The organism is Enterobacter sp. AN-K1, from assembly GCF_020971765.1.
Classification (GTDB): domain Bacteria; phylum Pseudomonadota; class Gammaproteobacteria; order Enterobacterales; family Enterobacteriaceae; genus Enterobacter; species Enterobacter hormaechei_C.
This window is the reverse complement of record NZ_CP087390.1, coordinates 658,398-679,616: the sequence shown is the minus strand read 5'-3', so window position 1 is coordinate 679,616 and position 21,219 is coordinate 658,398. Positions and strand designations below refer to the sequence as shown.

Below are 21,219 nucleotides of genomic sequence, written 5' to 3'. Positions count from 1 at the left end.
GATAATGAAAAACACAACCTATCTTACCGATGAGGATCGCTGGCAGGCCGTACTGGCCCGCGATCCGCGTGCGGATAACCAGTTTGTCTTTGCCGTGCAGACGACCGGCATTTATTGTCGCCCGTCCTGCCGCGCCCGCCACGCGCTGCGTAAAAATGTCTGCTTTTATCCTGATGCTCACCAGGCCGCGCAGGCGGGTTTCCGCCCCTGTAAGCGCTGTAGGCCGGACCAGGTCGACCCTATGGCGCAGAAAAAGGCCAACATTGCGCTGGCCTGTCGACTGCTTGAACAGGATGCCGCGCTGAACCTGGAGGCACTGGCGCAGCAGGTTGCCATGAGTCCGTTCCATTTCCACCGCTTGTTTAAATCCGTCACCGGCATGACGCCGAAAGCATGGCAGCAGGCCGCGCGTGAACAACGCCTGCGCACCCTGCTTGCACAGGGCGGTAAAATCACCGACGCCGTACTGGCCGCTGGCTTTCCGGACGGCAGCAGCTACTACCGTAAAGCCAACGGCGCGCTGGGCATGACGGCAAAACAGTACCGCAACGGAGAGGCTGCGGTCCGCTATGCCATCAGTGACTGCTCGCTGGGCCGCTGTCTGGTGGCGGAAAGCGAGCGCGGGATCTGCGCAATACTGCTGGGTGATGACGACGCCGGGCTGACGGCTGAGCTGCTGTCACTGTTTCCGCTTGCCGTCCGTGAACCGATGGAAGGCGCGTTTGCCGGGCGTGTTCGGCAGGTTATTGCCTCTGTCGACAGCCGCGCGACGCCGCTGACGCTGCCGCTGGATATCCGTGGTACCTCCTTCCAGCAGCAGGTCTGGCAGGCGCTGCGGGATATCCCCTGCGGTGAAACGGCAAGCTATCAGCAGGTGGCGAAGGCCATTGGTAAACCCAATGCCGTACGTGCCGTGGCGGGGGCCTGCGGTGCCAACAAACTGGCGATAGTCATCCCCTGTCACCGCGTGGTGCGTAACGACGGTGCGCTGTCGGGTTATCGCTGGGGAGCAGCGCGTAAGATGCTATTGTTGAAACGTGAGGCGAACAAACCGGAGGGATAATGCTCGATCTTTTTGCTGATGCTGAACCCTGGCACGAGCCGCTCGCGCCGGGGGCGACGATCCTGAGACGCTTCGCGCTTTCCCGCGCGGCGGCGCTGTTCGACGGTATTGATGCCGTTACCGCTTGTTCGCCGTTTCGCCATATGGTTACGCCGGGCGGGTATACCATGTCCGTGGCGATGAGCAACTGCGGCGAACTGGGATGGGCAACGAATGAGCGGGGCTATGTATATGCCGCGAACGATCCGCTGACGGATCAGCCGTGGCCGCCGATGCCGGAGGCGTTTCAGGCGCTGTGTCATGACGCCGCCGTGGCGGCCGGCTATCCTGATTTTCGACCCGATGCCTGTCTTATCAACCGCTATGCCGTTGGGGCAAAGCTCTCCTTGCATCAGGATAAGGACGAGCCGGACCTGCGCGCGCCGATCGTCTCGGTATCCCTTGGGCTGCCCGCTGTCTTTCAGTTTGGCGGCCTGCGGCGCAACGACCCGCTCAAACGGCTGATGCTGGAGCATGGTGATGTGGTGGTCTGGGGCGGTGAATCACGGCTTTTTTACCACGGTATTCAGCCGCTTAAACCTGGCGATCACCCGGTGGCGGGGGCATTTCGCTACAACCTCACGTTCCGTCAGGCGGCATACAGAGAATAAAAATAAGAATTATTCTTGATGTGTGTGAAAGGCAGTTTACACTGCTGGCTGATTTTTCTTGTCCGGATTGCTCTGCATGCAACTACTTCTTCTTGTCTGGCGGCAGTATCGCTGGCCTTTTATCGCGGTGATGGCGTTAAGCCTTGCCAGCGCGGCGCTGGGGATCGGCCTGATTGCCTTCATTAACGTGCGTTTGATCGAAATGGTCGACACGTCACTCTCCGTCCTGCCGGAATTTCTGGGTTTACTGCTGCTGCTGATGGCAGTCACGCTCGGGTCACAGCTGGCGCTGACCGCCCTCGGCCACCATTTCGTTTTCCGTCTGCGCAGTGAGTTCATCAAACGGATCCTTGATACTCAGGTGGAACGCATCGAGCAGCTGGGAAGTGCCTCTCTGCTGGCGGGGCTGACCAGCGATGTGCGCGCCATTACCATCGCCTTTGTGCGCCTGCCGGAGCTGGTGCAGGGGATCATCCTGACATTTGGCTCGGCAGCCTATCTCGCCTGGCTCTCCAGCAAAATGCTGGCGGTTACGGCGCTGTGGATTGTTATTACCATCTGGGGCGGGTTCCTGCTGGTATCACGCGTCTATAAGCACATGGCGGTGCTGCGCGAAACGGAAGACAAGCTCTATAACGATTATCAGACGGTGCTGGAAGGGCGCAAAGAGCTGACACTGAACCGCGAGCGTGCCGAGCATATCTTCAACCATCTCTATATCCCGGATGCGCACGAATATCGTCATCACATTATCCGCGCCGATACGTTCCACCTGAGCGCCGTGAACTGGTCCAATATCATGATGCTGGGCGCGATTGGCCTGGTGTTCTGGATGGCGAACAGCCTGGGGTGGGCCGATACCAACGTGGCGGCAACCTACTCCCTGACGCTGCTGTTTTTACGCACGCCGCTGCTGTCGGCCGTTGGCGCACTGCCGACGCTGCTGAGCGCTCAGGTGGCCTTCAACAAGCTGAAGAAATTCGACCTTGCGCTGTTTAAGGCTGAGTTCCCGCGCCCGCAGGCCTTCCCGAACTGGCAAACGCTGGAGCTGCGTAACGTTACCTTCCGCTATCAGGATAACGCCTTCTCCGTAGGGCCGATAAACCTGACCATTCACCGCGGCGAACTGCTGTTCCTTATCGGCGGCAACGGCAGCGGCAAATCTACGCTGGCGATGCTGCTGACGGGCCTCTACCAGCCGCAGGCGGGTGAAATTTTGCTGGATGGTAAAGCGCTGAGCGCGGAGAAACCGGAGGACTACCGCAAGCTCTTCTCGGCGGTATTTACCGACGTCTGGCTGTTCGACCGGCTGCTGGGACCGGAAGGGCAGCAGGCGGATCCGGCGCTGGTGGAGAAGTGGCTTGCGCACCTGCAAATGTCGCACAAGCTGGAGCTCCAGGATGGCAAAATCCTGAATCTGAAGCTGTCGAAAGGGCAGAAGAAGCGCGTGGCGTTGCTGCTGGCCCTGGCCGAGGAGCGTGACATCATCCTGCTGGATGAGTGGGCCGCCGATCAGGACCCGCACTTCCGTCGCGAGTTTTATCAGGTCCTGCTGCCGCTGATGCAGGCGATGGGAAAAACCATTTTTGCCATCAGCCATGACGATCACTACTTCATTCACGCCGACCGTCTGCTGGAGATGCGCGACGGCAAGCTGAGCGAGCTGACCGGCGATGAGCGCGATGCGGCGTCACGGGACGCGGTGGCGCGTACGGCCTGATTGCAATTGTGCCGGGTGGCGCCCGGCACACTAATTTTTCATATATGCCGTTTTTTTCTCCATCCCGACCCGCCGTTTATTCTTATTTACATATCCCCGCGCTATGCTTAACGCCAACTCATTTAATGGATTTATGATTGATGTCGGTATTAAAGAAAAACAGCGCCAGGCAGCGTGACCAGGAGCGTGCGCGGCTCATCTGGCTCCTGACGACCGATAAAGCGGTCACGTCAACGTTATTGGGTAAGCTAACCCTGGCTGAGCAATATGATGTCGGCACGCTGGCCGACGATATTGCTGAGGTAGGTGCGCTGGTTGCACATTTACCGCCCCCGGACCTGGCGGACACCCTGGAGGCATTGCCTTCCGAAGAGCGCCACGCCCTGTGGCGGCTGGTGCAGGATCACGAGCGCGGTCAGGTATTGCTTGAAGCCTCGGAAAACGTCTGGGATGACCTTATCGATGAGATGAGCGACCGGGACATTCTTGACGCCCTGCAAACGCTGGATATCGATGAGCAGATTTACCTCGTTCAGCATCTTCCGCGCAACCTGACCGGACGCCTGCTGGCTTCCCTGCCTGCTGAAGAGCGGGCGCGCGTGCGTCAGGTGATGCACTACGAGAAAAACAGCGTCGGCGCGATCATGGAGTTTGGCGTCATCACCGTGCGCCCGGACGTCACCCTGGGTACGGTGCAGCGCTATCTTCGTCGCCTGGGCAGTATGCCGGACAACACCGATAAACTGTTCGTCACCTCGCGGGATAAAACTCTGCTCGGGGAGCTGGAGCTGAAAACGATCCTGCTGAACAGCACCCAGCAGCGGGTGAGTGAGGTCATGGAAACCGAGCCGATGGTCTTCTCGCCGGAAGACGATGCCGAAAAAGCGGCGCGTACCTTCGAACGTGATGACCTGGTGAGCGCGGCGGTGGTGGATTCGGTGGGCAAGCTGATGGGGCGTCTGACCATCGATGAGATCGTTGACGTGGTCTATGAAGAGACCGATAACGACCTGCGTGCCCTTGGCGGGATCAGTGCCGAAGATGACGTTCATGCCTCCGTCGGCAAGGCCGTCAAAACGCGCTGGGCGTGGCTCGCCATCAATTTATGCACCGCGTTCGTGGCGTCCCGCGTTATTGACGGCTTCGAACATACCATTTCCCAGCTGGTGGCCCTGGCGTCGCTGATGCCGATTGTGGCGGGGATCGGCGGGAACACCGGCAACCAGACTATCACCATGATCGTTCGCGCCCTGGCGCTGGAAAACATACAGCCGGGTAATTTCTCGTGGCTGATTTTCAGGGAGATGGGCGTCGCGCTGATTAACGGCCTGGTCTGGGGCGGCATCATGGGCGGCATTACCTGGTGGCTGTATGATGATATGGCGCTGGGCGGGGTCATGATGCTGGCGATGGTGCTGAACCTGCTGGTGGCGGCGATGATGGGCGTGATTATCCCGTTGACCATGACCCGGCTGGGGCGCGACCCCGCGGTGGGGTCGAGCGTGATGATCACCGCCATTACCGATACCGGCGGTTTCTTTATTTTTCTTGGACTGGCGACGATTTTTCTTCTGTAGCCAGCGCTTTTTGCTTAAGTCGGGCAGGGAGGATGAACATCATCACAATCCCGCCCAGCACGCCAATCGCCAGGTTGCCGGTGAAAACCGTTGCCACAACCGTCACCAGCATCACGACGGTTTCAGCCACCGGCGCGTTTTTCAGCGTTCCGGGCTGAACGCTATGCCAGCTAAAGGTCTTGACGGCCACAATGGCCATAATTCCCGCCAGTACCGCCATCGGAATTTTGGCCATCACCTCGCTGAGCGCCGTAACCAGCACCAGCAGTACGATGCCCGCCGCAAGGGTGGAGATACGGCTTCTGCCTTTCCCCATCTCCACGTTAACGATGGTCTGCCCAATCATCGCGCAGCCCGCAATGCCGCCGTAGAACCCGGCCATAATATTGCCCACGCCCAGCCCGATGCTCTCGCGGCGCTTACTGGAGGGGGTAGCGGTCAGCTCGTCCACCAGTTTTGCCGTCAACAAGGATTCCAGCAGGCCAACGAAAGCGATACTTAGCGCGCACGGCCAGATGATGCTCAGGGTTTCCAGATTGAGCGGCACCAGCAGTTGCGTAAAGCCCGGCAAACCGCCGCCCATGGAACCTTCATCCCCTACCGTCGGCAGGATTTGCCCGCTGGTGACGGTGAACAAAGTCAGCAGCACAATGGCAATCAGCGGGGAGGGCACGTTTTTGATATAGCGTGGCACCCAGAGCACAATCAGCAGCGTCAGCACGAACAGGCCCACAATCAGCGGGCTTCGGCTCCAGAAATGGGGCACCTGGGCAAAGAAAATCAAAATGCCAAGGGCGTTAACAAACCCGGTCATCACCGACTGGGGAATAAAGCGCATCAACCGCGCCATACCCAGCGCGCCGAACAGGATCTGAATCACGCCTGCCATCACCACCGCGGGCAGAATGTACTGTACGCCGTGTTGATGGACCATCGGCCCAATCACCAGCGCGACGGAACCTGCCGCCGCCGTCACCATGGCCGGACGCCCGCCGAGCAGGGAAAGGGCGAAACAGAGCACCACGGAGGCGATAAGGCTCACTTTCGGATCCACGCCCGCGACCACGGAAAACGAAATCACTTCCGGGATCAGCGCCAGCGCGGTAATCACACCGGCCAGGGTTTCGCGCATCAGACGGTGAGGCGAACGTAAAACAGTGGCGACATGGCCTTCTTGAGGTACAGACGAGTGGGGTAATGACATAACAATTCGCTGGTAGGGGCAGGCTTCCGTGCGCGCGATCACAAAGTGCAGCATGATAGCCAGGAAAATCGTCGGGTGCCAGCCTGTCTGCCAAATCCCTACAAACAATCCATCATTAAATTTCACAATTACAATAATTTCGTAACCTTTAAACAATATTTAAAAGTTGCTACCGTGCCACCGCAGCGTGTTTCACCTGTAATTTCCACGCATCAAGCACTATTCAACTAAGGCATAAATGATGAAAAAAATGACTGCCGTGCTCTTTTCTCTGGCCGTGGGGCTGAACGCCGTCTCGATGGCGGCGAAGGCTGACGCACCAAAAGAGCAGGAAACGGATGTCCTTTTAATTGGTGGCGGCATCATGAGCGCCACGCTGGGAACGTATCTTCAGGAATTGGAGCCGAACTGGTCCATGACCATGGTCGAGCGCCTCGATGGCGTGGCACAGGAAAGCTCTAACGGCTGGAACAACGCCGGGACGGGGCACTCGGCACTCATGGAACTGAACTATACGCCGCAGAAAAAGGACGGTTCCATTAGTATCGAGAAGGCGGTAGAGATCAACGAAGCGTTCCAGATCTCACGTCAGTTCTGGTCTCACCAGGTGAACAGCGGTGTGTTGCACAATCCGCACTCCTTCATCAACACCGTACCGCACATGAGCTTTGTGTGGGGCGATCAAAACGTCAACTTCCTGCGCGCGCGCTACGCTGCCCTGCAACAGAGCACGCTTTTCCGCGGGATGAAATACTCTGAAGATCACGCTCAAATCAAAGAGTGGGCGCCGCTGGTCATGGAAGGCCGCGATCCGAACCAGAAAGTAGCGGCGACCCGCACTGAAATTGGTACTGACGTTAACTACGGTGAAATCACCCGTCAGCTGGTGTCCTCTCTGAAGAAAAAAGAGAACTTTAACCTGCAACTCAGCTCCGAAGTGCGTGGTTTCAAGCGCAACGCGGATAACAGCTGGAGCGTGACCGTTGCCGATCTGAAAAACAACGAAGCCGAGCATGTGATTAAGGCGAAGTTCGTGTTTATCGGTGCGGGCGGCGCGGCGCTGAAACTGTTGCAGGAGTCCGGTATTCCGGAAGCGGACGACTACGCGGGCTTCCCGGTCGGCGGCCAGTTCCTGGTGTCGGAAAACCCGGAAGTGGTTAACCGTCATCTGGCTAAAGTGTACGGTCAGGCCTCTGTGGGCGCACCACCGATGTCCGTTCCGCATATCGACACCCGCATGCTGGACGGTAAGCGCGTAGTGCTGTTCGGGCCGTTCGCCACATTCTCCACCAAATTCCTGAAAAACGGTTCCCTGTGGGATCTGCTGAGCGCGACCACGACGTCAAACGTTAAGCCAATGATGGACGTGGGGCTGGATAACTTCGATCTGGTGAAATACCTGATTAGCCAGGTGATGCTCTCTGATGAAGAACGCTTCGAGGCGCTGAAAGAGTACTATCCGCAGGCGAAGAAAGAAGACTGGCGTCTGTGGCAGGCGGGTCAGCGCGTGCAGATTATCAAACGCGATCCGAAAGAGGGCGGCGTGCTGCGTCTGGGTACCGAAGTGGTAAGCGATAAGGATGGCACCATTGCCGCGCTGCTGGGGGCATCTCCGGGGGCGTCTACCGCTGCGCCAATCATGCTGCACCTGATGGAAAAAGTGTTTAAGGACAAAGTATCCAGTCCGGAATGGCAGGCGAAGCTGAAAACCATTATTCCATCCTACGGTACGAAGCTGAACGGTAACGTTGAAGCCACGGAACAAGAGCTGGAATACACCAGCCGCGTTCTGCAACTGCAATACGTCAAACCGCAGGCTGCGGATGCTGCGCCAAAGGCAGAGCTGAAGCCTCAGGCGGAAAGCAAGCCGGTAGCGGATATCGCGCTGTAAGGTAAACGCAAAACGGTAACATCCGTTACCGTTTTTAGTGTTTTCTCCCTCTCCCGGTGGGAGAGGGTTGGGGTGAGGGCACCAGAACGCACCCTTTCCTGGTCGGGTAAGCGAGAGCGCCACCCGACTTATTATTAACGAACTACCGCTTGTCCTACCGTCTCATCCGCCTTCCATACGCGATATTTCACATCCACGTTTTCCGGCGTGTATACGACGATCGGCAGCTTGCTGTTATAGCGCAGCAGACTGTTATCACCCAGATACGCGGTAATAAATTTCTTCTCTTTCTTGCCGTCCGGGCACGCCATCATGGTGGAGACTGGCGAGGTTACTTTGTCGAAGACATAGTAGTCATAGCCCCAGCCTTCCAGCGTTTTGCTTTCCAGCTGGCCGCCCAGGCGATGCTGGTTGCAGTCCACTTCCAGCGTCTGGCCGATTAACAGCTCAACTTTGAAATTTGCTTCATCCTGCTGAGCCGGGAGCTGAATAACCTGGCGCTTCATCCCTTTGTCCGCTTGCGGATACGGAGCAACTTTTTCCAGCGGCTGCTCTTTCCGGGTTTCGCTGGCGAAAGCACTGCTGCTGGCGCACGCAGCGGCGATGAGGGCGATGGCAAATTTAGGTGCGTTTTTCACTGTCATTCCTTTTTTGTCAAAACGATCCGGTAAAGACTAACATAACGTACGTGAATGGTTGGCGCAATTTACTCATGTTTTCAATTTAAATGGAGTAATACACTGCTTTGGTGTTCTTTTTGTGGTGTTTAATGCTGCGTTGGAGTCGGGGCGGCAATCGTGTTATTTTACGCGTTAATTATTGTTATTCATCTGTAAAGGGAGGGGAGATGGTACGGGAAAAACTGAAGACACCTGAAGGCCGCAAGTTCCTGCTGGCGTTACTGGTTGTATTTATGATTGCTGCCGCATGCGTGGGGCGAGCAACCATTGTCGGTGTGATTGAGCAGTACAACATCCCGCTCTCTGCCTGGACAACCAGCATGTTTGTCCTGCAATCGGCGATGATCTTTGTTTACAGCCTGGTGTTTACCGTCCTGCTGGCGATTCCGCTGGGGATTTTCTTTCTCGGTGGGCGTGAAAAACACTAAGCATTGCGCATGCGGAGACAGGCAATAAAAAACCAGCCATAAGCGGCTGGTTTTTTTGTGTAGTTTTGGTCGGCACGAGAGGATTTGAACCTCCGACCCCCGACACCCCATGACGGTGCGCTACCAGGCTGCGCTACGTGCCGACGCATAAAAGGAATACTACTCGATTCCTTTTTGAATGCAAGGGGCAAGCAACGCTAACTGATTCATAAATAATCAGTTAGCGATAAAGCGCTTCTCGTCTGTCAGCACCTGCAACAGCAAACTGAGCTGCGGCTTCTGGTCATTCAGCTTCTCACCTTCGAGGTTATACGTCTGGTAATTGCCATTGCTGTTCAGCACCAGGGACAACGTTGGCGTGGTCACCACCAGCGTGTTTCCGCCAGCAGCCGTGACCCAGTTATGACGCCGCGTGGCGCTAAAGAGGTCTTGTCCCTGCGAGTACTCAATTGCCGGTGTGCTGACGTGCAGCAGCCGTTGCATTAACGTGGTCATGACGTCTTTATGGTCGGTGAGCATGTTGATGCGCTGCGCGGGAGTGCCCGGCCAGTGGATCACCAGGGGAACATGCAGGTTCGGACGCGACCACTCCATGCCCTTCGCCTCGTCGCCGAGCGGCACGCCATGCCCCGCCGTGATAATCACGACCGTATTATCCAGCTTGCCCGCGTCGCGCAGGGCGGTCAGCACGCGGCCGATCTGCGCATCGACATCGCCCGCCGCACGGCTATAGCGGCGCGCGAAGCCTTTCTGATTGCTGTCATCAAGCGTTGTGCCGTTAAACGCAACCCAGGAGAACCAGCGGTTATCTTCCTGCGCATAGCGCTTCAGCCAGTCTATCCACTGGTCAGCGGTCCGATCGTCAGACTGGCTCTGCGCGGCGGGCAGTGAGAAATCAGACAGCAGCGCCTGGCGGTACAGCGAGCTGTTGAAACCATCAGAGGCGAACAGCCCCAGCTGGTAGCCCTGCTGATTAAGCCCGGTAATCAATGCCGCCGGAATACGGGCCGACAGCACGCCGTCCATATAGCTCGGTGAAATGCCGTAGAACAGGCCGAAAATACCCGCGTCGGTCGAATTACCGGAGCTCATATGCTGAGTGAATACGATGTTGTTCTCAGCGAATTCAGCCAGCGCTGGCATCTGCTTCTCATAGCGGGAATAGTTCAGGCCATCGACGGTAATCAGCAGCACGTTCTGACCGCGGCCCATGTCGCGATATTTCAGATCGCTCAGGGGATACTGCACGCTGACCGCTTCCGGATTACCCTGTTCGACCAGACGACGCTGATACTCCTGCGCGTCCAGCAGGCCGTGTTTTTCGAGGAAACGACGCGCCGTCATCGGATAGGAGAGCGGCAGGTTCGCGCGCTGCATGGTAATCGGGCGGTAGAAGTTCGCATCTGCCCAGATATACATCAGGTGCGAACCGATAAATGAGGCGAAAAAGAGCGCCGCGACGGGCTTCGCATAATGGCGGCGTCGGGTCAGACTGCGGAGTTTTTGCCAGCTCCACGTGGCGAACAGCATTTCGATCAGCAGGATGATCGGCACGCTGATAAACATCAGCTGCCAGTCGCGCGCGGTCTCGTTCTGATCCGGGTTAATTACCAGCTCCCAGACGACAGGATTCAGGTGCAGGTGGAAGCGGGTAAAGACTTCGCTGTCGATCAGCAACAGCGTCATGCCCGCCGTCGCAAGAATGGCGGACAGGAAGCGCATCAGCCGCTGCGACATGACGATAAACGTCAGTGGGAACAGGATCAGCAGATAGGTGGCGAAGACCAGAAAGCTAAAGTGACCAACAAGGCTCATCCACGAGTAGATGCGCCCGGTTAACGTGGTTGGCCAGTCCGCCACAAACAGATAACGGCAGCCGAGCACCATCGCCAACAGAATGTTGAACAGGGCAAACCAGTGCCCCCAGCTGACCATCTGGGAGACTTTTTCACGGTAGCGCTGACGATTCGTCACCATAAACTGTTGTTCGTTTCCCTTAGTGTGCCTGGTCGTCGCTAACGGAGGACTGCAAAGCCTGGGCGAAAGATTTGGCGATCGCCTGACGCTGAGCCGGAGCAACGCTGGTATTGATCAGGTTGGTAACCATATTTCCCAAAACCATCAGGGAGAGATCGGTTGGCGTTTTATGTTTTTCCAGTACGTTGACCAGCTCACTGAGCAATTGTTCAACGTGTTCGTCACTGTAGCGGGAATGTTGTGGCATAAATCAAAATCAGTTTGTTGAGAGAAGGGCGACATATTACCGTAGCAACAGCTTTTTTTCCCCTTTTTTATCTTCTGTTGCACACATGCGTTGGTGGTGGTTGAATACCGCCCGGTCTAAAAGGAGATTTTATCATGAGTCTGGAAATCAACCAGATTGCCTTGCACCAGCTTATCAAGCGTGATGAGCAAACCCTTGAAGTGGTGCTGCGCGATTCGTTACTGGAACCAACGCCTACCGTTGTCGAGATGATGGCGGAGTTGCATCGCGTCTACAGCGCGAAAAATAAAGCCTATGGCTTGTTCAGCGAAGAGAGCGAACTGGCGGATAGCCTGCGCCTGCAACGTCAGGGCGAAGAGGATTTCCTGGCATTCAGCCGCGCTGCTACTGGCCGTCTGCGTGACGAGCTGGCGAAATATCCCTTCGCCGATGGCGGTATCGTCCTGTTCTGCCACTACCGCTATCTGGCGGTAGAGTATCTGCTGGTCACCGTGCTGAATAACTTAAGCAGTATGCGCGTGAACGAGCAGCTGGATATCAGCTCAACGCACTACCTGGATATCAACCATGCGGATATTGTGGCGCGTATCGATTTAACCGAATGGGAAACCAACCCGGAATCAACGCGCTATCTGACCTTCCTTAAAGGCCGCGTGGGCCGCAAAGTGGCGGATTTCTTTATGGACTTCCTCGGCGCCAGCGAAGGGCTGAATGCCAAAGCGCAGAACAAAGGTCTACTCCAGGCGGTGGATGACTTTACGGCTGAGGCGCAGCTTGATAAATCTGAGCGTCAGACCGTGCGTCAGCAGGTTTACAGCTACTGCAACGAGCAGTTACAGGCCGGGGAAGAGATTGAGCTGGAGTCGCTGTCCAAAGAGCTGGCAGGCGTCAGCGAAGTCAGCTTCCAGGAATTTACTGCGGAAAAAGGCTATGAGCTGGAAGAGAGCTTTCCGGCGGATCGCAGTACGCTGCGTCAGCTGACGAAATTTGCCGGTAGCGGCGGTGGGTTAACCATTAACTTTGATGCCATGCTGCTCGGGGAACGTATCTTTTGGGACCCGGCCACCGACACGCTGACCATTAAAGGCACGCCGCCGAATCTGCGCGACCAGCTTCAGCGTCGCACCTCTGGCGGTAAGTAACAGCCATAAAAAAACCCCGCTAACGCGGGGTTTTTCTCGACAGGTTTGCGATTACGCGCGAACGAAGTCGATGTGAGTCAGTTTTGGCTTGAATGCGTGACGCTGAACAGCCTGAACTTTCACTTTTTCTTCTTTACCGTCAACAACGATGGTCAGAACTTCGCTGTAGAATTCAGCTTTGTTCTGCATGTTCCATACTTTGTCGTGATCCAGTTCAATAGCAACTGGAGCAGCTTCGCCACCGTAAACGATAGCCGGGAACTTGTTTGCGGTACGCAGGCGGCGGCTCGCACCCTTACCCTGCACGTTACGTACTTCTGCTTCGATAGTGAACATTGATTTCTCTCTGTATTTAAAACCCTACTACAGGCGACCCAGCAGCAGGTGAGTGTTCTGCCTCACGGATGTGAAGCGGGCGGCATTTTATACTCAAATGGCTCGCGCATCAACGAAAAGTCCCGTTAACCGCGCAATTCGTTTGCCCGGCGAAAGCGTCCTTCATAGTCAAAGACCTTCTCACGCACCTGCCAGAACTGCCCTTTTTTACGGGCGACAACAAAATCAGGATGGCGCAGTAACGCCTGCTGGCGCACGATATCGGCCACGGTTATCCAGCGCAGCGGCACGCCAGGCGTGCGGGTATGCGGGCGGATAAAGAGCTGCTCGAACGCGGTGCGCTGGGCGGGCGTCTGGACCCGGAACCGCTCGCTGACGTCTGCGCCATCCTCGTCGTAGTAGGTAATTTTTAGCCACTCGCCTTTTTCATCCGCGCCGGGCTGTAAGGCCATGCCGGAACAGCGCAGCACCAGCGCATCTTTCAGCTTCAGCGCCGCTTTCAGCATGTCGTCCGGGTCGACCAGGACCGTGTCGCACTCCCGACAGCGGCGGGCGGCAATGTCGTTTTCGGCATTGCACTGCGGGCAGTTTTTGAAGCGGAAGCGGAAGTCACACTGTTCGCGATGGCCTTCATCGTCTTCAAACCAGCCCTGACAGCGGCGGCCAAAATGTTCGATCAGCGTGCCGTCGGCGGTGGTTTTCCCCCAGAAGGTGTTGGCAAACCCGCAGGCAGGGCAAAAAACCTGAACGGGCACGTTGTCGCTCTTGCCTTTTGGCGTGCCGACTTCCGGCGAATAGAGATCGTGCGGGTTACCGGCGTAATCAAGGATCAGACAGTCGGTTTTGCCCGGCGCCAGACGCAGCCCGCGGCCAACAATCTGCTGATACAGGCTGACGGATTCCGTCGGGCGAAGAATCGCAATCAGGTCGACGTGCGGGGCGTCAAAGCCGGTGGTTAGTACGGAGACATTCACCAGATAGCGGAACCGCTGAGCTTTGAAGTCCTCAATCAGGCTGTCGCGCTCCAGGCCGGGGGTTTCACCGGTAATTAACGCCGCGTCGTCGGCGGGCAGCAGCCCCGTAATTTCGCGCGCGTGTTCGACAGTGGCAGCAAAAATCATCACCCCTTTGCGCGTTTGCGCGAACTCTTCAATCTGGCTGATGATATGCGGCGTGATCCGCTTCTGTTTTTTCAGCTCATGGTTAAGATCTGCCTCGCTGAACAGCCCGTTGCTCTGCGCCTGTAAACGGCTGAAATCGTACTGCACGACGGGCATATCCAGCCGCTCCGGCGGCGTCAGGTAGCCGTGCTTGATCATGTAGCGCAGCGGAAGCTCATAGATACAGTCGCGGAACAGGGCCTTTTCATCGCCACGCACCATGCCGTGATAATGAAACTGATAAATCCAGCCCTTGCCCAGACGAAACGGCGTGGCGGTGAGGCCAAGCAGACGGAGGTGAGGATTCACCTTTTTCAGATGAGTGAGGATTTGCTGATACTGGCTGTCGTCGTCATCGCTGATGCGGTGACACTCATCGACAATCAGCAGGGAAAACTCGCTGCGAAACAGTTCCAGGTTGCGCGCAACGGATTGTACGCTGCCAAACACCACTTTTCCGTGGCTCTCTTTGCGCTTCAGTCCGGCGGCAAAAATGTCGGCCTCCAGGCCGAGCGCGCAATATTTGGCGTGGTTTTGCGCCACCAGCTCTTTGACGTGCGCCAGCACCAGCACGCGTCCGCGGGCCAGGCGCGCCAGTTCGGCAATCACCAGGCTTTTACCGGCTCCGGTCGGGAGAACGATGGCGGCGGGCTCCCGATGCTTGCGAAACCAGGCGAGGGTGGCATCAACGGCTTCCTGCTGATAGGGGCGTAATGTGAACGTCATGGCTTCTCTATTCAGTTAACTCGCATATAGTATGCCACGAAACTTTTTCCCTTGAGTGGCGCAACCAGACCATTATACTGAACTGTTTCTGACTGCTTCTTTTTCGGACGCGTAGTCCGACTTCCAGCACCATTAAGGCTAAAAAGATTTCATGCGACTTGATAAGTTTATCGCTCAGCAACTCGGCGTAAGCCGCGCTATTGCCGGGCGTGAAATTCGCGCCAGCCGCGTAACCGTGGACGGCGACATTGTGAAAGACAGCGCTTTTAAACTCCAGCCTGAGCACCAGGTGGAGTATGACGGCAACCCGCTGACCCAGCAGAATGGCCCGCGCTACTTCATGCTCAACAAACCGGAAGGTTACGTCTGTTCAACGGACGATCCGGATCACCCGACGGTGCTCTATTTCCTCGACGAACCTGTGGCGCACAAGCTGCATGCGGCAGGGCGACTGGATATCGATACCACCGGCCTGGTGCTGATGACCGATGACGGCCAGTGGTCGCACCGCATCACCTCCCCGCGCCATCACTGTGAGAAAACCTATCGGGTGATGCTTGAGTCTCCGGTCTCGGATGACACGGCAGAGCAATTCGCGAAAGGCGTTCAGCTGCATAATGAGAAGGATCTGACCAAACCGGCGGTGCTGGAAATCCTCACCCCCACGGACGTCCGTCTGACCATCAGTGAAGGCCGCTACCATCAGGTGAAGCGGATGTTTGCCGCCGTGGGCAACCACGTTGTGGGGCTGCATCGTGAACGTATCGGCGCGATTGAACTCGATCCAGACCTGGCCCCAGGGGAATATCGCCCGCTGACGGAAGAAGAGATTGCCAGCGTCGGGCTGCCTTCACGCTAAATTCAGGAGAACCCTGTGACCACCAGGCCACACTCGTCGTTTAAAATTGTATTTATCCTTGGCCTGCTGGCCATGCTGATGCCGCTGTCTATCGATATGTATCTGCCCGCGCTGCCGGTGATTTCCGCGCAGTTTGGCGTACCGGCAGGCAGCGCGCAGATGACGCTCAGCACCTACATTCTTGGTTTTGCCCTCGGTCAGCTCTTTTATGGCCCAATGGCCGACAGCCTGGGGCGTAAACCGGTTATCCTGGGCGGGACATTGATATTTGCCGCGGCGGCGGTGGCCTGCGCGCTGGCGCAGAGTATCGATCAGCTGATTGTGATGCGCTTCTTCCATGGCCTGGCGGCGGCTGCGGCAAGCGTGGTGATTAACGCGCTGATGCGCGACGTCTACCCGAAGGAAGAGTTTTCACGCATGATGTCGTTCGTCATGCTGGTCACGACCATTGCGCCGCTGGTCGCCCCCATGGTGGGCGGGGCGGTCCTGGTGTGGTTCAGCTGGCATGCGATTTTCTGGATCCTGGCGATTGCCGCGCTGCTGGCCTCGGTGATGATCTTCGTCTTTATCGATGAAACGCTGCCGGTCGAGCGACGTCAGAAGTTCCACGTTCGCACCACGCTTGGCAACTTTGCCTCGCTGTTTCGCCATAAACGTGTGCTGAGCTATATGCTGGCCAGCGGCTTCAGCTTTGCCGGAATGTTTTCGTTCCTGAGCGCGGGGCCGTTTGTGTACATCGAACTGAACCATGTGTCACCCCAGCATTTTGGTTACTACTTCGCGCTGAATATTGTGTTCCTGTTTGTGATGACCATTATCAACAGCCGCTTTGTCCGGCGGGTTGGGGCGCTGAATATGTTCCGCGCCGGGCTGTGGATCCAGTTCGTGATGGCTATCTGGCTGGTATTGAGCGCGTTGCTGGGCGTCGGTTTCTGGGCGCTGGTGGTGGGCGTGGCGGCGTTTGTCGGCTGCGTGTCGATGGTTTCATCCAACGCGATGGCGGTGATCCTCGACGAATTTCCGCATATGGCAGGCACCGCCTCGTCGCTGGCAGGAACGTTCCGTTTCGGAATTGGCGCGATAGTCGGGGCGCTGCTCTCGACGGCGACGTTTAATACTGCCTGGCCGATGCTGTGGGCGATTGCCCTCTGCGCGACCTGCTCCATTCTCTTCTATCTTTACGCCAGCCGGCCGCGAAAGACGGCGCATAAATGACCACTTAAGGCCCGTGACGGGCCTTTTTGTTGACCCATATCAACCAACCCTCCGTTCGTTTACCCTGTGTTTGTTTCTTTTATGTAAAATCTATTTATGTAAAAAGTCACATCATTGTATTTAAAAAGGTTGAGTTAGATCGCAGAAACGGGTACATATAGCGCCGACGCGAGCCTGCAACGCCTATAAAATCCGCTAAACAGTGCAGGTTGGCGATGATGTGTTACTATAAATGTAAATAAATTGTGAAGTAAATTTGCTTCCGGGGATCTGAACGTGAATACATTACAACTCTCCATTGTCCATCGCTTGCCCCAGAGCTATCGCTGGTCGACGGGTTTTGCAGGTTCGAAAGTTGAACCGATTCCGCAAAGCGTTGCCGGGGAGGATAATTGTCTGGTGGCCCTCAAACTGCTCAGCCCGAGCGATGAAAATGCGTGGCCGGTCATGGAACGTCTCAGCCAGGCGCTGACGGACATCGAAGTGGACAGCTCCGTGCTGGAATGCGAAGGTGAGCCGTGCCTGTTTGTTAACAGCCAGGATGAGTTTGCCGCCACCTGTCGTCTGAAAAACTTCGGCGTGGCCATTGCCGAGCCGTTCTCCGGTCAATATCCTTTCTGAGTGCTAGTCAGCGGACAATAGCTGGCGTGTGTAATCCTGCGTCGGCGCGGTGAATACGCGCTGGCACTCTCCCTGCTCAACGACTTCTCCCTGCCGCAATACCACCACCTGATGGCAAAGCGCACGCACCACCTGTAAATCGTGGCTGATAAAGATATAGGCCAGCCGATGCTTTTCCTGTAGCCCCTTCAGCAGCGCCAGAATTTGCGCCTGCACGGTGCGGTCCAGGGAAGAGGTTGGCTCGTCCAGCACGATCAGCTCCGGTTTCAGGATCAGCGCGCGGGCAATCGCTATACGCTGGCGCTGTCCGCCGGAAAACTCAGCCGGATACCGGTGCCGGGTCTCGGGATCTAAACCCACTTCCGCCATCACCCGCATCACGTCGATTTCACGCTGTTGCGCCGTCATTGTCGGCTGGTGGACGCGCAGGCCCTCTTCAATAATCTGTAATACGCTCAGGCGCGGGTTAAGCGAAGAGTTTGGATCCTGAAATACCACCTGCATCCGCGGACGCACGGGAAGCATCATCCGGCGATTCAGGTTTTGCAGCGGCATGCCGTCAAAAACAATGCTTCCCTGAGAGGCGATCAGGCGCAGCAGCGCCAGGCCGGTGGTGCTTTTGCCTGAACCGGACTCGCCCACAAGCCCAAGCGATTCGCCCGGACGCAGAGCGAAGCTCATGTCTTTCAGAACATGATTGTGATCGACCACGCGACGCAAAATGCCTTTGCGGATCGGGAATGACACCGACAGCCCCTCAACCCTCAGCAACGGCGCGCTGTCAGCGTTAAGCGGAACCGGGTCGCCAGCGGGTTCGCTATCGAGCAGGCGCTGTGTATACGGGTGCTGAGGCGCGCTCAGCAGGGCGGATGCCCGGTTCTGTTCCACGCAGCGGCCGTTTTGCATCACGGCCACCGCGTCAGCGAGCTTTTTCACGATGCTCAGGTTGTGCGTAATAAACAGCAGGCTCATGTTCAGCTCGTCGCGCAGTTCGCGCAGCAGTTGCAGAATTTGTGCCTGTACCGTGACGTCCAGCGCGGTAGTAGGTTCATCGGCAATCAGCAGTTCGGGGCGCGTGAGCAGGGCCATTGCAATCATCACGCGCTGGCGCTCGCCGCCGGAAAGCTGGTGCGGGAAATCGTTCAGCCGTTTCGCCGCATTACGGATACCGGTGCGTTCAAGGCAGTCCAGAATTTCACCCCGCGCTGCCTCTTTACGCATTCCCCGATGAAGTGACAGCACTTCATAGAGCTGTTTTTCCAGGGTATGCAGTGGGTTGAGCGACACCATCGGCTCCTGAAAAATCATGGCGATGTTGTTGCCACGAATGCCGCGCAGGGTTTGCTCGTCAGCGTTCAGCAGCGATTGTCCATGGAACAGAATATCCCCCTGCGGATAGCTGACCGGCGGGGAAGGGAGCAGGCGCAACACCGACAGCGCCGAAACGCTCTTACCGGAGCCGGATTCCCCGACCAGCGCCAGCGTCTCTCCGCGCTGGATCTGCAACGATAAATCCGTCACCACCGTGCGTGATTCGCCCTGTTTTGAAAACGCAATCGACAGGTTCTCTATACTCAGAAGAGGCCGGGTCATGTCATACCGCCTTGTTGGGATCGAAGGCATCGCGCACGGCTTCGCCAATAAAAATCAGCAGGGAAAGGAGCACCGCCACGGAGAGGAATGCGGCGATGCCCAGCCAGGGGGCCTGGAGATTGTTTTTGCCCTGCAACAGCAGTTCGCCAAGGGACGGTGAGCCCAGCGGCAAACCGAAACCAAGAAAATCAAGCGACGTCAGGGTGGTAATGGAGCTGCACAAAATAAACGGCAGGAAGGTGAGGGTCGCCACCACAGCATTGGGAAGCATGTGGCGGAAGATGATTGCGCCATCGCTCACGCCTAACGCCTGCGCAGCGCGAATATAGTCGTAATTCCGCGTACGCAGAAACTCCGCGCGCACCACGCCGACCAGCGCCATCCAGCCGAACAGGACGGTGATCCCGAGCAGCCACCAGAAGCCAGGCTGTACCACGCTGGACAGCAGGATAATCAGAAACAGCGTCGGCATACCGGACCAGACTTCAATCACGCGCTGTCCCCATAAATCTATTTTACCCCCGTAATAGCCCTGCACGGCGCCCGCCACAACGCCCATTACGCTGCTAAAGAGCGTCAGCAGCAGCCCAAACAGGAGCGAGATGCGGGTGCCATAGAGAATGCGCGCCAGCACATCGCCGCCGTTGGCGTCCGTTCCCAGCCAGTTTTGCGCGGAAGGCGGCGAAGGGAAGGGGGTGGACGTGGCGAAGTTAATACTGTTCGCGCCAAAACGAATCGGCGCCCAGATAGCCCAGCCGTGCTGCGCTATCTGTTCACGTAACCAGGGATCCTGGTACTCGGCTGGCGTCGCAAACGGGCCGCCAAAATCGCTTTCGCTGTAGGTGGCCAGCACCGGCACATACCAGCGGTCTTTGAAATGCACCAGCAGGGGTTTATCGTTGGCAATCAGTTCCGAACACATACTTAAGGCGAACAGGACGGCGAAGATCCACAGCGACCAGTAGCCGCGACGGTTGTGGCGAAAACGCGCCCAGCGGGCCTGATTGACGGGGCTTAAACGCGACATCAGCGGCCCTCAAAATCGATACGGGGATCGACCAGCGTATAGCTGATATCGCTGATGATGTTCAGCAGCAGGCCGATCAGGGTGAAAATGTAGAGCGTGCCAAACATCACCGGATAATCACGGGAGACGGTGGCCTCATAGCCCAGCAGCCCTAATCCGTTGAGCGAGAACATCACCTCTATCAGCAGCGAGCCGGTAAAAAACATACTGATGAACGTGGCGGGGAAACCGGCAATCACCAGCAGCATGGCGTTACGAAAAACGTGCTTCCACATGATCTGCTTTTCACCGACACCCTTGGCGCGCGCGGTGACGACGTACTGTTTGCGGATCTCATCAAGAAAGGCGTTTTTGGTCAGCATCGTAAGCGCCGCAAAACCGCCGATGACCGTCGCCAGCACCGGAAGCGTGATGTGCCAGAAGTAATCGGTGATTTTCTGATACCACGGCAGGGTGCTGAAATCCGCAGAGACCAGCCCGCGCAGCGGGAAGAGGTCGAAATAACTGCCGCCGGCGAAAAAGACAATCAGCAGCACGGCAAACAGAAACGCCGGGATAGCGTAGCCGATGATAATGAATGTGCTGCTCCAGATATCAAAACGGCTACCGTTGTAGACCGCTTTTCGGATCCCCAGCGGAATGGAGACCAGATAAATAATCAGCGTCCCCCACAGTCCGAGCGTGATGGAAACCGGCAGGCTTTGTTTGATCAGGGTTAACACCGATGCGCTGCGAAACAGGCTGTCGCCAAAATCGAAACGGACATAATCCCAGAGCATCCTGAAATAACGCTCGTGCAGCGGCTTGTCAAAACCATAGCGATGGGTGATCTCGGCGATCACCTCCGGATCCAGTCCGCGACCGCCCCGGTAGTGGCTTTCGCTGATGTTGCCCACGCCCGTCCGGGCATGGCTGGCCCCCATTCCTTCACCGCCGCCGCCCGGCATGCCGCCAGCGTGACCAAATTCTATTGCCGCAATTGCCTGGTCCACCGGACCGCCGGGGGCGATCTGGACGATAAAAAAGTTAATGGTAATGATGGCCCACAGCGTCGGGATCACTAACAGCAGCCGGCGGATAAGATAAGCGCCCATCGTCACTCC

General features: G+C 56.9%; 19 protein-coding genes and 1 tRNA gene. 10 read left to right on the top strand and 10 right to left on the bottom strand.

The window, feature by feature from the left end; all coding sequences use genetic code 11:
- Positions 1-4: 4 nt before the first annotated feature.
- From ada to mgtE, 4 genes are all read left to right on the top strand, one after another.
- Positions 5-1,063: a bifunctional DNA-binding transcriptional regulator/O6-methylguanine-DNA methyltransferase Ada gene (ada, locus tag LOC22_RS03255; protein WP_230239353.1), complete on the top strand. Its 1,059-nt coding sequence runs from the start codon at positions 5-7 to the stop codon at positions 1,061-1,063.
- Complete coding sequence (alkB, locus tag LOC22_RS03250; protein WP_230239352.1) at positions 1,063-1,713, top strand: DNA oxidative demethylase AlkB; 651 nt, start codon at positions 1,063-1,065, stop codon at positions 1,711-1,713. Before ada ends, alkB begins: the two co-directional genes overlap by 1 nt.
- A gap of 76 nt (positions 1,714-1,789) precedes the next feature.
- Complete coding sequence (locus LOC22_RS03245; RefSeq protein WP_230239351.1) at positions 1,790-3,433, top strand: multidrug ABC transporter permease/ATP-binding protein; 1,644 nt, start codon at positions 1,790-1,792, stop codon at positions 3,431-3,433.
- 140 nt (positions 3,434-3,573) lie between these two features.
- Positions 3,574-5,010 carry a magnesium transporter gene (gene mgtE / locus LOC22_RS03240; protein WP_006811337.1) on the top strand — a complete coding sequence of 479 codons (1,437 nt, stop codon included), beginning with the start codon at positions 3,574-3,576 and terminating at the stop codon, positions 5,008-5,010.
- Here mgtE and LOC22_RS03235 read toward each other — a convergent pair.
- On the bottom strand, positions 4,973-6,268 hold the full coding sequence (locus tag LOC22_RS03235; RefSeq protein WP_032682255.1) for a SulP family inorganic anion transporter: 1,296 nt from the start codon (positions 6,266-6,268) through the stop codon (positions 4,973-4,975). The genes mgtE and LOC22_RS03235 overlap by 38 nt on opposite strands.
- A 187-nt stretch (positions 6,269-6,455) precedes the next feature.
- On the opposite strand from LOC22_RS03235, the gene mqo reads away from it, so the two are divergent.
- Entirely contained in the window at positions 6,456-8,105 is a 1,650-nt protein-coding gene (gene mqo, locus LOC22_RS03230) for a malate dehydrogenase (quinone) (protein ID WP_032103229.1), read from the top strand.
- 134 nt (positions 8,106-8,239) lie between these two features.
- On the opposite strand, the gene eco is transcribed toward mqo, so the two are convergent.
- Positions 8,240-8,749 (bottom strand): serine protease inhibitor ecotin, encoded by a 510-nt coding sequence (eco, locus tag LOC22_RS03225; protein ID WP_032103230.1) that lies wholly within the window; start codon positions 8,747-8,749, stop codon positions 8,240-8,242.
- A 203-nt stretch (positions 8,750-8,952) separates the two neighbouring features.
- Between eco and LOC22_RS03220 the strand changes: the two genes are divergently transcribed.
- Entirely contained in the window at positions 8,953-9,213 is a 261-nt protein-coding gene (locus LOC22_RS03220; RefSeq protein WP_006811332.1) for a DUF2534 family protein, read from the top strand.
- A 66-nt stretch (positions 9,214-9,279) separates the two neighbouring features.
- Here the strand turns inward: LOC22_RS03220 and LOC22_RS03215 are convergent.
- The 3 genes from LOC22_RS03215 to LOC22_RS03205 all read right to left on the bottom strand — a co-directional run bounded on the left by LOC22_RS03215 (position 9,280) and on the right by LOC22_RS03205 (position 11,437).
- A tRNA-Pro gene (locus LOC22_RS03215) sits at positions 9,280-9,356 on the bottom strand.
- Positions 9,357-9,429: 73 nt separating this feature from the next.
- Positions 9,430-11,190 (bottom strand): LPS biosynthesis-modulating metalloenzyme YejM, encoded by a 1,761-nt coding sequence (gene yejM, locus LOC22_RS03210; RefSeq protein ID WP_230239350.1) that lies wholly within the window; start codon positions 11,188-11,190, stop codon positions 9,430-9,432.
- Between the two features lie 19 nt (positions 11,191-11,209).
- Positions 11,210-11,437, bottom strand: a complete 228-nt coding sequence (locus LOC22_RS03205) for a YejL family protein (RefSeq protein ID WP_001135586.1) — start codon at positions 11,435-11,437, stop codon at positions 11,210-11,212.
- Between the two features lie 134 nt (positions 11,438-11,571).
- On the opposite strand from LOC22_RS03205, the gene yejK reads away from it, so the two are divergent.
- Positions 11,572-12,579, top strand: a complete 1,008-nt coding sequence (gene yejK, locus LOC22_RS03200) for a nucleoid-associated protein YejK (protein ID WP_017693031.1) — start codon at positions 11,572-11,574, stop codon at positions 12,577-12,579.
- 51 nt (positions 12,580-12,630) lie between these two features.
- Here yejK and rplY read toward each other — a convergent pair whose 3' ends face one another.
- Positions 12,631-12,915 carry a 50S ribosomal protein L25 gene (rplY, locus tag LOC22_RS03195; protein ID WP_015572298.1) on the bottom strand — a complete coding sequence of 95 codons (285 nt, stop codon included), beginning with the start codon at positions 12,913-12,915 and terminating at the stop codon, positions 12,631-12,633.
- Positions 12,916-13,040: 125 nt separating this feature from the next.
- Positions 13,041-14,801: a DEAD/DEAH box helicase gene (locus LOC22_RS03190; protein ID WP_015572299.1), complete on the bottom strand. Its 1,761-nt coding sequence runs from the start codon at positions 14,799-14,801 to the stop codon at positions 13,041-13,043.
- A 151-nt stretch (positions 14,802-14,952) separates the two neighbouring features.
- On the opposite strand from LOC22_RS03190, the gene rsuA reads away from it, so the two are divergent.
- From rsuA to LOC22_RS03175, 3 genes are all read left to right on the top strand, one after another.
- Entirely contained in the window at positions 14,953-15,660 is a 708-nt protein-coding gene (gene rsuA / locus LOC22_RS03185) for a 16S rRNA pseudouridine(516) synthase RsuA (protein ID WP_017383401.1), read from the top strand.
- A 15-nt stretch (positions 15,661-15,675) separates the two neighbouring features.
- Positions 15,676-16,875 (top strand): Bcr/CflA family multidrug efflux MFS transporter, encoded by a 1,200-nt coding sequence (locus LOC22_RS03180; protein ID WP_003859373.1) that lies wholly within the window; start codon positions 15,676-15,678, stop codon positions 16,873-16,875.
- Positions 16,876-17,151: 276 nt separating this feature from the next.
- Positions 17,152-17,496: a YejG family protein gene (locus LOC22_RS03175; RefSeq protein WP_003859372.1), complete on the top strand. Its 345-nt coding sequence runs from the start codon at positions 17,152-17,154 to the stop codon at positions 17,494-17,496.
- A 3-nt stretch (positions 17,497-17,499) separates the two neighbouring features.
- Here the strand turns inward: LOC22_RS03175 and yejF are convergent, their stop codons facing one another.
- From yejF to LOC22_RS03160, 3 genes are read right to left on the bottom strand one after another with little or no spacing between them, the layout of a single operon-like run.
- A complete protein-coding gene (gene yejF, locus LOC22_RS03170) occupies positions 17,500-19,089 on the bottom strand; it encodes a microcin C ABC transporter ATP-binding protein YejF (protein WP_032103234.1) in 1,590 nt (529 codons plus the stop codon).
- Position 19,090: 1 nt separating this feature from the next.
- Positions 19,091-20,116: a microcin C ABC transporter permease gene (locus tag LOC22_RS03165; RefSeq protein WP_017693033.1), complete on the bottom strand. Its 1,026-nt coding sequence runs from the start codon at positions 20,114-20,116 to the stop codon at positions 19,091-19,093.
- Entirely contained in the window at positions 20,116-21,210 is a 1,095-nt protein-coding gene (locus LOC22_RS03160) for a microcin C ABC transporter permease YejB (protein WP_003859369.1), read from the bottom strand. Before LOC22_RS03160 ends, LOC22_RS03165 begins: the two co-directional genes overlap by 1 nt.
- Positions 21,211-21,219: the final 9 nt, after the last annotated feature.

Bases quoted from the DNA above. Each gene is read 5' to 3' on its own strand.
- ada (WP_230239353.1), top strand. From the start codon at position 5: ATGAAAAACACAACCTATCTTACCGATGAGGATCGCTGGCAGGCCGTA.
- alkB (WP_230239352.1), top strand. From the start codon at position 1,063: ATGCTCGATCTTTTTGCTGATGCTGAACCCTGGCACGAGCCGCTCGCG.
- LOC22_RS03245 (WP_230239351.1), top strand. From the start codon at position 1,790: ATGCAACTACTTCTTCTTGTCTGGCGGCAGTATCGCTGGCCTTTTATC.
- mgtE (WP_006811337.1), top strand. From the start codon at position 3,574: ATGTCGGTATTAAAGAAAAACAGCGCCAGGCAGCGTGACCAGGAGCGT.
- LOC22_RS03235 (WP_032682255.1), bottom strand. From the start codon at position 6,268: ATGCTGCACTTTGTGATCGCGCGCACGGAAGCCTGCCCCTACCAGCGA.
- mqo (WP_032103229.1), top strand. From the start codon at position 6,456: ATGAAAAAAATGACTGCCGTGCTCTTTTCTCTGGCCGTGGGGCTGAAC.
- eco (WP_032103230.1), bottom strand. From the start codon at position 8,749: ATGACAGTGAAAAACGCACCTAAATTTGCCATCGCCCTCATCGCCGCT.
- LOC22_RS03220 (WP_006811332.1), top strand. From the start codon at position 8,953: ATGGTACGGGAAAAACTGAAGACACCTGAAGGCCGCAAGTTCCTGCTG.
- yejM (WP_230239350.1), bottom strand. From the start codon at position 11,190: ATGGTGACGAATCGTCAGCGCTACCGTGAAAAAGTCTCCCAGATGGTC.
- LOC22_RS03205 (WP_001135586.1), bottom strand. From the start codon at position 11,437: ATGCCACAACATTCCCGCTACAGTGACGAACACGTTGAACAATTGCTC.
- yejK (WP_017693031.1), top strand. From the start codon at position 11,572: ATGAGTCTGGAAATCAACCAGATTGCCTTGCACCAGCTTATCAAGCGT.
- rplY (WP_015572298.1), bottom strand. From the start codon at position 12,915: ATGTTCACTATCGAAGCAGAAGTACGTAACGTGCAGGGTAAGGGTGCG.
- LOC22_RS03190 (WP_015572299.1), bottom strand. From the start codon at position 14,801: ATGACGTTCACATTACGCCCCTATCAGCAGGAAGCCGTTGATGCCACC.
- rsuA (WP_017383401.1), top strand. From the start codon at position 14,953: ATGCGACTTGATAAGTTTATCGCTCAGCAACTCGGCGTAAGCCGCGCT.
- yejF (WP_032103234.1), bottom strand. From the start codon at position 19,089: ATGACCCGGCCTCTTCTGAGTATAGAGAACCTGTCGATTGCGTTTTCA.
- LOC22_RS03165 (WP_017693033.1), bottom strand. From the start codon at position 20,116: ATGTCGCGTTTAAGCCCCGTCAATCAGGCCCGCTGGGCGCGTTTTCGC.
- LOC22_RS03160 (WP_003859369.1), bottom strand. From the start codon at position 21,210: ATGGGCGCTTATCTTATCCGCCGGCTGCTGTTAGTGATCCCGACGCTG.